The 13,667-nt window shown below is 72.6% G+C and carries 13 protein-coding genes; 8 read left to right on the top strand and 5 right to left on the bottom strand.

Annotation, left to right across the window (positions count from 1 at the left end; all coding sequences use genetic code 11):
- Positions 1-433: 433 nt before the first annotated feature.
- Positions 434-1,180 (top strand): ferritin-like fold-containing protein, encoded by a 747-nt coding sequence (locus AB0P41_RS29425; RefSeq protein ID WP_356716140.1) that lies wholly within the window; start codon positions 434-436, stop codon positions 1,178-1,180.
- Between the two features lie 33 nt (positions 1,181-1,213).
- On the opposite strand, the gene AB0P41_RS29420 is transcribed toward AB0P41_RS29425, so the two are convergent.
- From AB0P41_RS29420 to AB0P41_RS29405, 4 genes are all read right to left on the bottom strand, one after another.
- Positions 1,214-1,486 (bottom strand): hypothetical protein, encoded by a 273-nt coding sequence (locus AB0P41_RS29420; RefSeq protein WP_356716142.1) that lies wholly within the window; start codon positions 1,484-1,486, stop codon positions 1,214-1,216.
- Positions 1,487-1,682: 196 nt separating this feature from the next.
- Positions 1,683-1,910 (bottom strand): DUF3107 domain-containing protein, encoded by a 228-nt coding sequence (locus AB0P41_RS29415; RefSeq protein ID WP_167526138.1) that lies wholly within the window; start codon positions 1,908-1,910, stop codon positions 1,683-1,685.
- A gap of 135 nt (positions 1,911-2,045) precedes the next feature.
- Positions 2,046-2,687: a TetR/AcrR family transcriptional regulator gene (locus AB0P41_RS29410; RefSeq protein WP_356716144.1), complete on the bottom strand. Its 642-nt coding sequence runs from the start codon at positions 2,685-2,687 to the stop codon at positions 2,046-2,048.
- Positions 2,688-2,855: 168 nt separating this feature from the next.
- Positions 2,856-3,071, bottom strand: coding sequence for a hypothetical protein (locus AB0P41_RS29405; RefSeq protein WP_365935094.1), 216 nt, complete (start codon positions 3,069-3,071; stop codon positions 2,856-2,858).
- Positions 3,072-3,184: 113 nt separating this feature from the next.
- On the opposite strand from AB0P41_RS29405, the gene AB0P41_RS29400 reads away from it, so the two are divergent.
- The 7 genes from AB0P41_RS29400 (at position 3,185) to moeZ (ending at position 12,053) form a co-directional block, all read left to right on the top strand.
- Complete coding sequence (locus AB0P41_RS29400) at positions 3,185-4,150, top strand: alpha/beta hydrolase (RefSeq protein WP_365935092.1); 966 nt, start codon at positions 3,185-3,187, stop codon at positions 4,148-4,150.
- A gap of 8 nt (positions 4,151-4,158) precedes the next feature.
- Entirely contained in the window at positions 4,159-5,484 is a 1,326-nt protein-coding gene (locus tag AB0P41_RS29395; protein WP_356716150.1) for a DUF3152 domain-containing protein, read from the top strand.
- Positions 5,485-5,819: 335 nt separating this feature from the next.
- Complete coding sequence (locus AB0P41_RS29390) at positions 5,820-7,628, top strand: DUF3492 domain-containing protein (protein ID WP_365935186.1); 1,809 nt, start codon at positions 5,820-5,822, stop codon at positions 7,626-7,628.
- 34 nt (positions 7,629-7,662) lie between these two features.
- Positions 7,663-8,862, top strand: coding sequence for a hypothetical protein (locus tag AB0P41_RS29385; protein WP_365935090.1), 1,200 nt, complete (start codon positions 7,663-7,665; stop codon positions 8,860-8,862).
- Between the two features lie 135 nt (positions 8,863-8,997).
- A complete protein-coding gene (locus AB0P41_RS29380) occupies positions 8,998-9,963 on the top strand; it encodes an NAD-dependent epimerase/dehydratase family protein (protein ID WP_356716154.1) in 966 nt (321 codons plus the stop codon).
- On the top strand, positions 9,951-10,790 hold the full coding sequence (locus tag AB0P41_RS29375) for a spherulation-specific family 4 protein (protein ID WP_365935088.1): 840 nt from the start codon (positions 9,951-9,953) through the stop codon (positions 10,788-10,790). The genes AB0P41_RS29380 and AB0P41_RS29375 overlap by 13 nt, the downstream gene beginning before the upstream one ends.
- A gap of 84 nt (positions 10,791-10,874) precedes the next feature.
- Positions 10,875-12,053, top strand: a complete 1,179-nt coding sequence (gene moeZ, locus AB0P41_RS29370; protein ID WP_356716158.1) for an adenylyltransferase/sulfurtransferase MoeZ — start codon at positions 10,875-10,877, stop codon at positions 12,051-12,053.
- A gap of 63 nt (positions 12,054-12,116) precedes the next feature.
- Here the strand turns inward: moeZ and AB0P41_RS29365 are convergent, their stop codons facing one another.
- Entirely contained in the window at positions 12,117-13,610 is a 1,494-nt protein-coding gene (locus tag AB0P41_RS29365; protein WP_365935086.1) for an alpha/beta hydrolase, read from the bottom strand.
- Positions 13,611-13,667 lie beyond the last annotated feature (57 nt).

Below are 13,667 nucleotides of genomic sequence, written 5' to 3'. Positions count from 1 at the left end.
GAGGGCTTCGGCCGTCTCGGTAAGGATTCCGAGGTCGCGGAACGTAGTCAGGGTGCTGCCTCTTCTGTGAGACGCGGCCCGAGGCGAACGCTGGGGGTCGTACCGTGCCGGGGTTGGTCATCCGGCCGTGGATGGGCCGGGTGGCGCGGGACCACTGCCGTCGCTCGAGCGTCGTGCCGCTGAGGGGGCCCCTCATCTGCGGTCGTACGTGGTGTACGCCCCGCGTGGAGGGCTGTCGGGTCGGAGCCGATCGGGCCACCGACCGGGCATCCTCATTCAAGGTCGCGCTTCTGGCACAGCAAATGCTCAGTAAGCGCAATACCACTGTACCCCGGATTCGCGCATGCGTGTTGGGCGAATTCATCGGATCGGTGTGATGTCTCCCGCTGAGCGGGCCCTTCGGTCCCCGGCGGGGCGGGCTATTCTGCGCTCCATGGAGACGCCTGACAACGCCACTGCAGCATCCGACGAAGCACCCGCACCGACCGGTATCGCCGCCCAGGACTGGGCCACAGCGTCCGAGGACCCGCAGTACCGCGCCGCGGTCGTGGATCTCCTCGGCGCTCTCGCCTACGGGGAACTCGCGGCCTTCGAGCGGCTCGCCGAGGACGCGAAACTCGCTCCGACACTCGGCGACAAGGCGGCACTGGCGAAGATGGCGTCCGCCGAATTCCACCATTTCGAGCAGCTGACCGACCGGCTCACGGCCGTCGACGAGTCGCCTGCCTCCGCCATGGAGCCGTTCGCCAAGGCACTCGACGAATTCCACCGGCAGACGGCCCCGTCGGACTGGCTCGAAGGCCTGGTCAAGGCGTACGTCGGCGACTCGATCGCCAGCGACTTCTACCGGGAGATCGCCGCCCGCCTCGACGCGGACACCCGCTCCCTCGTCCTCTCCGTACTCGACGACACGGGCCACGGGAACTTCGCGGTCGAGAAGGTGCGGGCCGCGATCGAGGCCGAGCCCCGCCTCGGCGGCAGGCTCGCCCTGTGGGCGCGCAGGCTGATGGGCGAGGCTCTCTCGCAGGCGCAGCGGGTGGTCGCGGACCGCGACGCCCTGTCCACGATGCTCGTGGGCGGCGTGGCGGACGGCTTCGACCTGGCCGAGGTCGGCAGGATGTTCTCCCGGATCACCGAGGCGCACACCAAGCGGATGGCCGCGCTCGGCCTCGCGGCCTGACGCGGCCTCGCGGCCCGGTCCGGAGGCCAGACCCTACTGGGCCGCCGCCGACCGCACCGGCCGGCTGGAGCGCGGGCGGATCAGCAGGGACAGCGTCACCGCCCCGACCAGCACGGCACCGGCGGGTGTGGCCAGGACATGGCCGGAGCCCAGAGTCGAATGCGTCAGATACGCGCCGAAGAGGGCACCCAGTCCGCCCGTGACGAACACCACGCGGGAGGACGGGAGCCGGCCGGGCAGGGAGCGGAGCACGACCCAGGACAGGGCGACTCCGAGCACGACGGCGCTGATGGATTCCCAGAGCACAGGGGTCACCTCGCTGCTGTTTTCGCGACGGTCGGTCGGTCGTAGGCCGTCCTACCCGTGGCTCGCGCGATACAACCCTCGGCGGCCGTTGTGAACCCCACCGAGGGAAGAACCCCGAACCGGTCCCGAGGAGAAAAGGTGGAGGCCCGGCGGACGATTCCGCCGGGCCTCCACCTCTGCTGCCGTGTCGCGCGGGCTACAGCGCGCCGAATCCCACCCGTCGGGTGCTGGGCTCGCCGATCTCCACGTAGGCGATCCGGTCGGCCGGCACCAGGACCTTGCGGCCCTTGTCGTCCGTGAGGCTGAGCAGCTGCGCCTTGCCGTTGAGCGCCTCGCCGACCGCGCTCTCGACCTCTTCGGCGGAAAGTCCGCTCTCCAGAACGATCTCGCGGGGCGTGTGCTGCACCCCGATCTTGACCTCCACGGCTATGTCCCTCCGACGGTCCGTCTCTGCGCGGTGAACCGCGCCGTACGCAGCACACATTAGCCCGGTGAAGGGACGGACCACGGGTCGACCGGCAACGCCCGCAGCGAACACCGGCCGCGGTTCACACCGTGTTCAGTGCTGATCGGCACCGTGCAGCGGGAATCCGGCGATGCCCCGCCAGGCCAGCGACGTCAGCAGCTGCACGGCGGATTCGCGCGGAATGCCGGACGGGCTGGAGAGCCAGTAGCGCGCCACGACCTGGGAGACGCCGCCGAGGCCGACCGCGAGCAGCATCGATTCGTCCTTGGACAGGCCCGTGTCACCCGCGATGACGTCGGAGATGGCCTCCGCGCACTGCAGCGAGACCCGGTCGACCCTCTCGCGGACCGCCGGCTCGTTGGTCAGGTCGGACTCGAAGACCAGACGGAAGGCGCCGCCCTCGTCCTCCACGTACGCGAAGTAGGCGTCCATCGTCGCCTCGACGCGCAGCTTGTTGTCCGTGGTCGAGGCCAGCGCCGTACGGACCGCCTGGAGCAGTGACTCGCAGTGCTGGTCGAGCAGGGCGAGGTAGAGCTCCAGCTTTCCGGGGAAGTGCTGGTAGAGCACCGGCTTGCTGACGCCTGCCCGCTCGGCGATGTCGTCCATCGCCGCCGCGTGGTAGCCCTGGGCGACGAAGACCTCCTGGGCGGCGCCCAGCAGCTGATTGCGTCGGGCACGGCGGGGCAGCCGGGTGCCCCGCGGGCGCGCCGCCTCTGTCTGCTCGATGGCTGTCACGCCGCCTCCCAAATTCGTGATCGAACACAGCCGTACCGTGAACGCTGCGCCGTGGGGCCATCGTACTTTTGAGTAACCCGGGTGTGCGCGGCGCGGACGCAGAATTTCACGGACCGGACGGCTGCGGTAGCCGCAGAAATGTCGGCCCATGCCGCAAAGCGGTGCGTTCTACCGGTAATCGTCCTCATCTTGTGTGACAACGCGGGCCTGCTCCGCCGCATCCGCCTCGTTGGCGGTGGAGCGGTCGATTCCGGTGAGCGGTTCGTCGCGCTCCGGCCGGACGGCGGCCTGCTGTTCGGCGGCGTCCGCTTCGGGGGCTTCAGGGTCCGGTTCGTCCTGCTGCGGATCCTCGAACGTCTCGGGGTCGCTCGGGTCGACCGTCATGATGGCTCCCTTCCTTCTTCCCTTGCAGCCTAGGAGCAAGCCTCCGGGGGCGCGATGCGGCCTGTGACCGCGAACACATGAACCACCGCGTGATCGTCTCGTAACATTGCCCCATGTCTTCGACCGAGCTGCCCGGTATCAACGCTGCCGCCGCCGCGGTGGCACCCACGGTCAGTGCCGTCCGGGTCGCGGAGGGCGAAGAGCTGCGCTCCGTCGCGCTGCCCGGCCTCACCCTGACCGTCCGTTCCCGCCCGCCGGAGACCGGCGGGGCGGCTCCCGCCCTCTTCGTGCACGGGCTGGGCGGCTCCTCCCAGAACTGGTCGGCCCTGATGCCGCTGCTGGCGGACACGCTCGACAGCGAGGCGGTCGATCTGCCCGGCTTCGGGGACTCCCCGCCGCCGGACGACGGCAACTACTCCATCAACGGACACGCCCGGGCGGTGGTCCGGCTGCTGGACGCCGGCGGGCGTGGTCCCGTTCACCTTTTCGGTAATTCTCTGGGTGGCGCCGTTGCCACCCGGGTCGCGGCCGTCCGGCCCGATCTGGTGCGCACCCTGACGCTGGTCTCCCCGGCCCTGCCCGAGATCCGGGTCCAGCGGCCCGCCGTGCCGACCGCCCTGCTCGCACTCCCGGGCGTCGCATCCCTGTTCGTCCGGCTCACCCGGAACTGGACCGCGGAGCAGCGCACCCGTGGCGCCATGGCACTCTGTTACGGCGATCCGGCACGTATCTCCGACGAAGCCTTCCGTCACGCGGTGGCCGAGATGGAGCGCCGGCTTGAACTGCCGTACTTCTGGGACGCCATGACGCGTTCGGCGCGGGGCATCGTCGATGCCTACACGCTGGGCGGACAGCACGGGCTGTGGCGCCAGGCCGAGCGGGTGCTCGCACCGACCCTGCTGGTGTACGGCGGACGGGACCAGCTGGTCTCGTACCGGATGGCACGCAGGGCGTCCGCGGCCTTCCGTGAGTCGCGCCTGCTGACACTGCCCGAGGCGGGGCACGTGGCGATGATGGAGTACCCGGAGGCGGTCGCCCAGGCGTTCCGGGAACTGCTCGACGAACGTGGCAGGAGCTGATCCGGGGCGTGGGACGACACAGCCGAAAGGGCCCCGAGGCCACCCGGCCCGACACCGGGACCGCGACAGGTACCGGCGCGGAGCGCGGCACCGGCCGGCGCGGGCGGGACCCCGTCACACCGCCTCCGCGCGACGGGCACAGCCCGTACGCCGAAACCCCGCGGGCGCGCGGCGGCCACCCCGAACAGCGTGAGCCGGGCGGCGGCTGGGGGACCGGCCCGCAGCCGGGATACGACGGCCGGAGGGACCCCGAGGGTCCCGGCGCCCAGGAGCTCTTCCGGGCCAGACAGGACGCCGTGGCGCGGCAGCGGGCGGCGCAGCAGGCGGCCGGGCGGCGTACGGCCGGGCCGCAGACCGGCAGCGCCGCGCTGATACCGGGCCCGCGCAGGGAGTTCCTGGAGGCCTTCGACACCGCCTCCTCGCATCCCGCACCCCCGGCCCCGCCCGAGGGCCCGGCCCGGACCTCCATGGAGCCCGGCGGGCCCGACGAGGCACCGGAGGACGAGGACGCCGCGCCGGCCAAGGGAGGCAGGGGCCGCACGTTCACGGGGATCGCTGCCGCCGCCGTGACCACGGTGCTCGCGGTCGTGGTCGCCGGGCAGGTGGCACAGGACTCGGGGGGCGCGGGGGACGGCCCGCAGAGCACGGGCGTCGACCGGCAGGACTCCGAGGACGCCTCCCGTTCGGTCGACCGGGCGACCCCCGAGGTGAAGCGGCAGGAGGTCAAGCCCCTGTCGTACGCGCAGAAGATGGCCACTGCCTTTCCGCTGGCACCGGACCTCAAGGCGTCCGGGAAGTTCGAGGCGGTACCGGGGCTGGCGAAGGCTCCGGGACGGGGGGACAAGCACCGGTACCGGATCGACGTCGAACAGGGGATGGGCCTCGACGCGGGGCTGTTCGCCGAAGCGGTGCAGAAGACGCTGAACGACGACCGCAGCTGGGCGCACAACGGTGCCATGACCTTCGAGCGGATCTCCTCCGGCGAACCCGATTTCGTCATCACCCTCGCGAGCCCGGGGACCACGGGTGTCTGGTGTGCGAAGTCCGGCCTTGACACCACCGAGGACAACGTCTCCTGCGACTCCGCCGCCACCGACCGCGTGATGATCAACGCTTACCGCTGGGCGCAGGGTGCCTCGACCTTCGGTCCGGACAAGCTCCTGGCCTACCGTCAGATGCTGATCAACCACGAGGTCGGCCACCGGCTGGGGCACAACCACGTGAGCTGCCGCACCCCCGGCGCCCTGGCGCCCGTGATGCAGCAGCAGACCAAGACCCTGGATCTGGACGGCATCAAGTGCCGCCCCAACCCCTGGGTGTATCCGGGCAGCTGAACCGTCGGCAAGGCAGGGATTGCGGGACAGCCCTTCGGGCCGCACTCCGCCGGACCCGAGTTCACCGCCCACGACCGGCCGTCGTGCGGCGGGCCGGCGGCCGGGCGCCGGCTGACGGGTCGGGGCCGGAGCTGGCCGCAGCCTGACCGTGCGTCACCGCGTGCCCGTGTATCGCAACAGAACGCGACCGGGGCGGGAAAGTTACGCCGGTTCACCCCTTTCGGTGGTGCGACGGACAACCGTCCGTCGCACCACCTGTGTATCCGCATACGGTCGTCCCGCTGCGAGTCGCCGGGCAACGGCGGCTGCCCACAAGGGAGATCGGGGGTGTGCTCGTGCGGATCGGACTGCTCACGGACGGTGGTTATCCGTATGCGACCGGTGAGTCCAGACTCTGGTGCGACCGTCTCGTGCGCGGCCTGCCCCAGCACGAGTTCGACCTCTTCGCCCTCAGCCGTTCCGCGGACCAGGAACGGCAGGGCTGGGTCAGACTCCCCGACCGGGTCGGCCGGGTGCGGACGGCACCGATGTGGACGCACGAGGAGGACCCCCGGCACACCGACCGCCCCAGGGGCCTGGCGGGCAGGATCGCCACCGGCCTGGGGCGCTCGTACGTACGACGGGACCGGCGGCGCTTCACGGCGCACATGACGGCGCTCGTCGGCGCGGTCTGCGCCGGCGCGGAGGCGGGGCCGGAAACGGAGGGCGCGGCCGCCGGGGCGACCGCCGGCCTCTTCACGGAAGGTCTCTACGGCCTCGCCGAACTGGCGCGGGAGCGCGGGGGACTGCACCACGCCCTGCGCTCCGAGACGGCCGTACGCATCGTGGAGGCGGCCTGCCGCGCTCCGGGCACCGGGCGGACCGTCCAGGACGCCACCGTCCCCGACTACCTCGCCTTCGTCACCGAGCTGGAGCGCACCCTGCGCCCCCTCTCCCTCGACTGGTACGACGAGGACGGTCTCGGCGCGGTCGACCTCTGCCATGCGGCCTCCGGCGGCGCGGCCGCTCTGCCGGGGCTGCTGGCCAAACGCTTCTTCGGTGTGCCGCTGCTGGTGACGGAGCACGGTGTGCCGCTACGGGCCCACTACCTCGCGGCGCCCGAAGCGCCCCTCGGTGCGCCGGTGCGCGCCCTGCTGGCCAACTTCCACGGGCTGCTCGCCGCCGAGATCTACCGGCAGGCCGCGCTGATCACGCCCGGTAACACCCATGTCCGCCGCTGGCAGGAGCGGTTCGGTGCCGACCGCGGCAAGCTGCGCACGGTCTACCCGGGCATGGAGGCGGACCGGTTCCGGGCCGTGGGGGAGGGCGACGACGACGGCGGCCCCGGCACCCTGGTGTGGATCGGACGGATCGAACCCGCCAAGGACCTGATCGCCCTGCTCCACGCCTTCGCAGCCGTGCGCAGGGCCGAACCCGACGCACGGCTGCGCATCTTCGGCGCACCCGTCCAGGGCGGCGAGGGTGACAGCTACCTGGCCCACTGCCGGGCGCTGGCCGCCCAGCTCTTCCCCGACGAGGCCACGGACGCGCACACCGTCGGCGACAACCCGGTCACCTTCGAGGAGATCGGCGGCCCCGAGGTGCCCGACCTCGCGGAGGCCTACGCCGCGGGCGGCGTCGTCGTGCTCTCCAGCGTCGTCGAGGGGTTTCCCATCAGCCTGGTCGAAGCGATGTTCTGCGGCCGGGCCACCGTCTCGACGGACGTGGGCGCCGTCGTCGAGGTCGTCGGAGGTACGGGCCTGGTGGTGCCCCCGCGCAATCCGCGGGCGCTCGCCGACGCCTGCGTCGCGCTCCTGCGCGACCCGGAGCGCCGCGCGCGCCTGGGTGCGGCGGCGCGCGCCAGGGCGCTCGAACTCTTCACCGTCGAGCAGAACCTCACGGCATTTCGCGGCATTTACCTCGACCTGGCGGGCCACGCCCCGGCCCGTTGGGCGACGCCGCAGGACCCGCAGGACCAGGCCGGCCCGCCGCGCCCCTTCGCCACGCCGCCGGAGGCCCATGTGCTGGGCGCTCTGCCGGCCGGCCGGATGCCGGTGGCGCTGCCCGCCGGGGTCGCCGCGGGCGCCTCCCGGGTGCCGAGCTGGGCGCTCGGCGAGGAAGGCGTGTGCGCGGGCGCACGCGGGGCGGGTGAGGGCGATGCGTGACGGCACGAGCGGACGCGACCACGGAGGAGCCCCGATGGGCGGACCGAACGACACCCCGGACCAAGACGCCGGGGGCGAGCAGGCGGACGAGAGGCCGGGTGCGGTCCGTGCCGCCGTCCGGGCCCCCGAGATCGCCTACCACCCCGACCGCAGGCCGGTGGTCAGGCGCGGGCCCGCGGACCCCGTGAAGGCGCTCATGCACCGGCACCGGGACCTCTGCGAGCGCGCCGTCGACCCGCTGGAGATCGCCGCAGGTCTGGAGGCGCACGGACTCACCGACCGGACCGCCGCGCGCTACCGGCACCGTGACGTCTTCTCGCTCGCGGAGGAGCTCTACGCCCGCGTCCCCGGCACGGGCAGACCCGCCACCCGCGCCCCCGGGCCGCAGCCGGACCCCGCCGACGAGGCGCGGGCCGGATGGACGCTCCCGGCGCTGCTCCCCGGCGCCGCCTGCCTCGCGACCGCCGGGGCGCTCAGGGCCACCGAGGGGGTGCTCGGCGGCGGGGCCCGGCTCGCGGTGACCGCGGCCGGGGCCGTGCTCGTCCTCCTCGGGCTCCGGCTGGCCCTGCGCGGCGGCCCGCTGCGCGTCCCGGACAGCACCGGTGGCGTCACGCTGTACGTCTGCTGGCTCCTCGGTTACGTCGTGTACGGCGACGACCTGCTCGCCCAGGTCATCAGCGGCGGACCCGACGGCCACTGGACCGCCGCACCCGCCCCCCTGCTCGGGCTCGCACTCGCCCTGGCCCCCGCGGCCTGGTGCGCCCACCTGTTCGCGGTGCACGCGCGCCGCCGGCTCGCCGGATCCCACGGCCTGTCGGACTTCGGCGCCGGCGCGCGCCCCCTGCTCTTCGGCGTCCTCACGCTCTTCCTCTGCGCGCTGACCGGGCTGCTGCTCCTCGCCGATCTCGGCCACCCCGGCGCGGGAGGCTCCCTCGCGGGCCCTGCCGCCCTCGGCGCGCTGCTCTTCCTGGCCCGGCTGCTGGCCGTCCACGGCTTCCCCGAACCCGCCGCCACCGCACTCGCCGCCGCCTGCGCCGTCGAAGTGGCCGCCCCCTTCCTGGTCCTGGCCGGGCGGCTGCCCGGCCTCGGCCTCCTCGCCCGGCCGGTCGACGCGGTCGTCGTCGCGGCCGGACCCGGCGGCGTACCCGTACTCGCCTGCGGCATCGCCGCGTTCGGGCTGCTGGTCCACGCCTCGGTCACCCTCACCCGGGCATCCGCCCACGCCACGGCCTGACCGGGGCCCGCCCCACCCCGCGGAGCCGACGCCGCGGGTCTCCCGTACCGCACACACCTTCCTCAAGGAGACACCGGACATGACCCCCCAATCCCCCGCACCGGCAGCTCGCCGTCGGCACCGAGGGGGCGCGCGATGAGGGTTCTGCTGCTCGGAGCGAACGGGTTCCTCGGGCGCTTCGTCGCCGACCGGCTGCTCGCCGACCCGGCCGTGCACCTCACGGCGCTCGGCCGCGGCGACGACGCCGACGTGCGCTTCGACCTCGCGGGCGGCAGCCCCGGAGCGCTCACCCGCTTCCTGGACGCCGTCCACCCCGGGGTCGTCGTCAACTGCGCGGGCGCCACCCGCGGCGGGGCCCGGGACCTGACCCGCCACAACACCGTCGCCGTGGCCACCGTCTGCGAGGCCATGCGCCGCAGCGGGTGCAGCGCACGGCTCGTCCAGGTCGGCTGCGCGTCCGAGTACGGGCCCTCGCAGCCCGGCTCGTCCACCGCCGAGGACGCCGTGCCCCGTCCGGGCGGTCCGTACGGCGTCAGCAAGCTCGCCGCCACCGAACTGGTTCTCGGCTCCGGCCTCGACGCGGTCGTCCTGCGGGTCTTCTCGCCGGTGGGCCCCGGCACCCCGGCCGGCTCCCCGCTCGGCCGGCTGGCCGAGACCATGCGCCGTGCCATGCAGACCGGCGACCCCGAGCTCAAGCTCAGCGGCCTCGGGGTGCAGCGCGACTTCGTCGACGTACGCGACGTGGCGCGTGCCGTTCACGCCGCCTCGCTCTCCGCCGCCCAGGGCGTCGTCAACATCGGCACCGGCCGGGCCGTGCGGCTGCGTGACGCTGCGGCGGTCCTCGCCAGGGTCGCCGGTTACGCCGGTGCGCTCCACGAGCTCGACACGCCCCCCGGCAGGCTCCCCATCGGCGCTCCCCGCACCTCCTCGGAGTCGGTCGTGGAGCACCTCGCCGCGACCCCGTCCCCCTACCCCGACGGCTGCGGCGCCTGGCAGCAGGCCGATGTGCGCACCGCGCGGGACCGGCTCGGCTGGCGGCCCCGCATCAATCTGGAGGAGTCCCTCGCGGACATCTGGATGGAGGCGGCGTGCCGTATCTGACCAGCACCGGCTCCACCCTGCGGACCGGCGGGGCGGAACAGCTCGGCGTCGGGGTGCCCGGATACGCGCACCCGCTGCTCGCGCCCGCCGAGTGGGCCGGGCTCAACCGGCCGGGCACGCCGCTGCACTGGGCCGTCCTCAACATCGACGACGGGCCGGGCGCACGGCCCGACCCGCACTGTCTGGAGGCAGCCGGACGGCTGCGCAACGCCCGCGAGCGCGCTCTGCACCGAGAGGCGCCGGAGGACACCGTCCGGGCCTCGGGAGGCAGGCTGCTGGGCCACCTCGACCTGGCCTTCGGCGTCCGCCCGTTCGGCGAGCTGGTCGCCGACGCCCAGTCCTACCTCGACTGGTACCGCGTCGGCGGCTTCTATCTGGACCGCTGCCCGGACGGACGCGACGGGCTCCAGGGGGTCCGCCGGCTGACCAGTACCCTCTCCGCGCTGCTGGCCGACAGCGACAGCGACAGCGACAGCGCGGACGGGGAGGGCGGGCGGCTGGTCCTGGGCCACGGCACCCACCCGCACCCCGGCTACGCCGAGGCCGCCGACCAGCTGGTCACCTTCCGGGGGCCCTGGACCGACTACCGCTGGTCCCAGGTGGCCGAGTGGACCGCCGCGTACGAACCGGGCCGCTTCGCGCACCTCGTCCACGGTGTCCCGCGCACCCACCTGGAGGAGGCCATGCGCATCGCACGCTGGCAGGGCGCGGGCACGATCTTCTTCACGGACCGGGACGGCGCGAAGGGACAGACCGACCCATTTGCGGCACTGCCCAGCTACTGGGACGAATTCGTCTCGCGGATCGGACCTGGTATCTCGGAATGAGGAGCGGCGTGGCAGTGTTACGGGAGAACAACCGTACGTAGATGAAGTACGTAGAAACCGACCACCTGCATTGTTGAGGTTCCTGTGTCGCTGCCACCCCTGGTCGAGCCAGCTGCTGAGCTCACCGTCGACGAGGTCCGCAGGTACTCCCGCCACCTGATCATCCCGGATGTCGGGATGGACGGACAGAAGCGGCTGAAGAACGCGAAGGTGCTCTGTGTGGGCGCCGGCGGTCTCGGCTCGCCCGCTCTGATGTACATGGCCGCGGCCGGTGTCGGAACGCTCGGCATCGTCGAGTTCGACGAGGTCGACGAGTCGAACCTGCAGCGTCAGGTCATCCACAGCCAGGCCGACATCGGCAAGTCCAAGGCCCAGTCGGCCAAGGAGACCGTGCAGGGGATCAACCCCCTGGTGAACGTGGTCCTTCACGAAGAGCGGCTCGAAGCCGAGAACGTGATGGACATCTTCGCGCAGTACGACCTGATCGTGGACGGCACGGACAACTTCGCCACCCGCTATCTCGTCAACGACGCCGCGGTACTGCTGAACAAGCCGTACGTCTGGGGCTCGATCTACCGCTTCGACGGCCAGGCGTCCGTGTTCTGGTCCGAGCACGGTCCCTGCTACCGCTGCCTCTACCCGGAGCCGCCGCCCCCCGGCATGGTTCCCTCCTGCGCCGAGGGCGGTGTCCTGGGTGTGCTCTGCGCGTCCATCGGCTCCATCCAGGTCAACGAGGCCATCAAGCTGCTCGCCGGCATCGGTGACCCGCTGGTCGGCCGTCTGATGATCTACGACGCGCTGGAGATGCAGTACCGCCAGGTCAAGGTGCGCAAGGACCCCGACTGCGCGGTCTGCGGCGAGAACCCCACCGTCACCGAGCTCATCGACTACGAGGCCTTCTGCGGCGTCGTGTCCGAGGAGGCCCAGGAGGCGGCGGCCGGTTCCACGATCACCCCCAAGCAGCTCAAGGAGTGGATCGACGGCGACGAGAAGATCGAGATCATCGACGTCCGCGAGCCGAACGAGTACGAGATCGTCTCGATCCCGGGGTCCCGGCTGGTCCCGAAGAACGAGTTCCTGATGGGCACCGCCCTCCAGGACCTCCCGCAGGACAGGCGCATCGTCCTGAACTGCAAGACCGGCGTCCGCAGCGCCGAGGTCCTCGCGGTCCTCAAGTCGGCGGGCTTCGCAGACGCGGTGCACGTCGGCGGCGGGGTCATCGGCTGGGTCAACCAGATCGAGCCCGCGAAGCCGGTCTACTAGACCTGCGACGTGACGTACGAGGGGCCGGCTCCCGTGGAGCCGGCCCCTTCGCGCGTCCGGGTCTCAGGAGCAGGTGCGTCCGTCCGCCGGGACCTTCCCGTCGAGGAGGTAGGAGTCGACGAGCGAGGTCACGCAGGTGCTCCCGCCGTAGGAGCCGTGTCCCTCGCCCTTGTTGGTCAGCATGACGCCGACCCCCTCGCCCAGTTCGTCCGCCATCCGCCGCGCTCCCTCGTACGGGGTCGCCGGGTCGCCGGTCGTGCCGATGACCAGGATCGGGGCGGCGCCCGGGGCGCTCACCTCCGGGGTGTCGTGCTCCCCCTCGACCGGCCACCCCGCGCACCAGCCGGCCGTGTCCCAGGCCAGGAACGGGCCGAAGACCGGTGAGAGCTCCCGGAATTCGGGGAGCAGCGCCCGGGCCTCGGCAGCCGTGGGCCTCGCCCTGGCGTCGGCGCAGGAGATCGCCCGCTGGGAGTGGCTCTGGGTGTCGTAGTGCCCCTGCGCGTCGCGCCCGTTGTACGAGTCGGCCAGCTGGAGGAGTCCGTCGCCCGTGCCTCTGTTCTCCGCCTCGTCGAGTGCGGCCGTCAGGGTGGGCCAGCTGCTCTTCGAGTAGAGGGGGGCCACGATGCCGAGGACGGCGAGCGATCCGTTGAGCTCGCGCCCGGAGGAGGTCGGCAGCGGGTCCTTGTCGATCCGCTCCAGCAGCCGCGCTGTCCGCCGGGTGCCGGCCGCCGGGTCCTGGCCCCGATCCTTCAGGTAGTTCTCCAGGGCCCGCTGGAATCCCGTCGCCTGATTGCGGGCGTGTCCCACGGAGTCGGCCGTGGGGTCGACGACGGCGTCCAGCACGAGCCTTCCCACGTACTCCGGGAAGAGGTGCGCGTAGGTCCCGCCGAGCTCCGTGCCGTACGAGACGCCGAAGTACGAGAGCTTCTCGTCGCCGAGTGCCCGGCGGATCGCGTCCATGTCCCGGGCGGCGTTCACCGTGCCGACGTGGGGGAGCACCTCGGGGGAGAGACGCTCGCAGCCGGCGCCGAAGTCCCTGCCGTCCTCGACGAACGCGGCCTCCTCCGCAGGGGTGTCCGGGGTCATGTCGATCTCCCGGTGGGCCGTCTCCTGCTCCTTGTCGCCGCGGCAGCGGACCCCCGCGCTGGCCGCGACCCCGCGCGGGTCGAAGCCCACCAGGTCGTAGCGGGTGTTGAGCTCCCTGTACGAATCGGCGGCGCGCGGCAGGATGCCGACTCCCGAGCCGCCGGGGCCGCCGAAGTTGAAGAGCAGCGATCCGATGCGCTCGCTCTTCTCCGTGGCCGCCTTGCGGATCAGCGCGATGCCGATCGTCTCTCCGTCCGGCTCGGCGTGGTCCAGGGGAACGGCAAGGGTGGCGCACCGCCAGGCGGGGCCCGGCTCGATGCCGCCCTCGGGGGCGTCGCAGCGCTTCCAGTCCAGGGGCCGGGACGCGCCGGACGCCGGACCGCTGTCGCACCCCGTGAGGACCGCCGCCGTCAGCAGCAGGGCCGCCCCGGCGAGCGCGGAGCCTCCACGCGCCCGCCCACGTACGCGCATGCGCGCTTCCTCCCCGTGCCCGAAGGCCCTGTGCCCGAAGGCCCTGTGCCCGAATTA

It is taken from the genome of Streptomyces sp. NPDC079167 (assembly GCF_040686735.1).
Lineage (GTDB): Bacteria > Actinomycetota > Actinomycetes > Streptomycetales > Streptomycetaceae > Streptomyces.
Note: the sequence above shows the minus strand (reverse complement) of the source record. Positions and strands in the feature narration are given on the sequence as shown.

Coding starts and splice junctions, on each gene's coding strand:
- AB0P41_RS29425 (WP_356716140.1), top strand. CDS start 434: ATGGAGACGCCTGACAACGCCACTGCAGCATCCGACGAAGCACCCGCA.
- AB0P41_RS29405 (WP_365935094.1), bottom strand. CDS start 3,071: ATGACGGTCGACCCGAGCGACCCCGAGACGTTCGAGGATCCGCAGCAG.
- AB0P41_RS29400 (WP_365935092.1), top strand. CDS start 3,185: ATGTCTTCGACCGAGCTGCCCGGTATCAACGCTGCCGCCGCCGCGGTG.
- AB0P41_RS29385 (WP_365935090.1), top strand. CDS start 7,663: ATGGGCGGACCGAACGACACCCCGGACCAAGACGCCGGGGGCGAGCAG.
- AB0P41_RS29380 (WP_356716154.1), top strand. CDS start 8,998: ATGAGGGTTCTGCTGCTCGGAGCGAACGGGTTCCTCGGGCGCTTCGTC.
- AB0P41_RS29365 (WP_365935086.1), bottom strand. CDS start 13,610: ATGCGCGTACGTGGGCGGGCGCGTGGAGGCTCCGCGCTCGCCGGGGCG.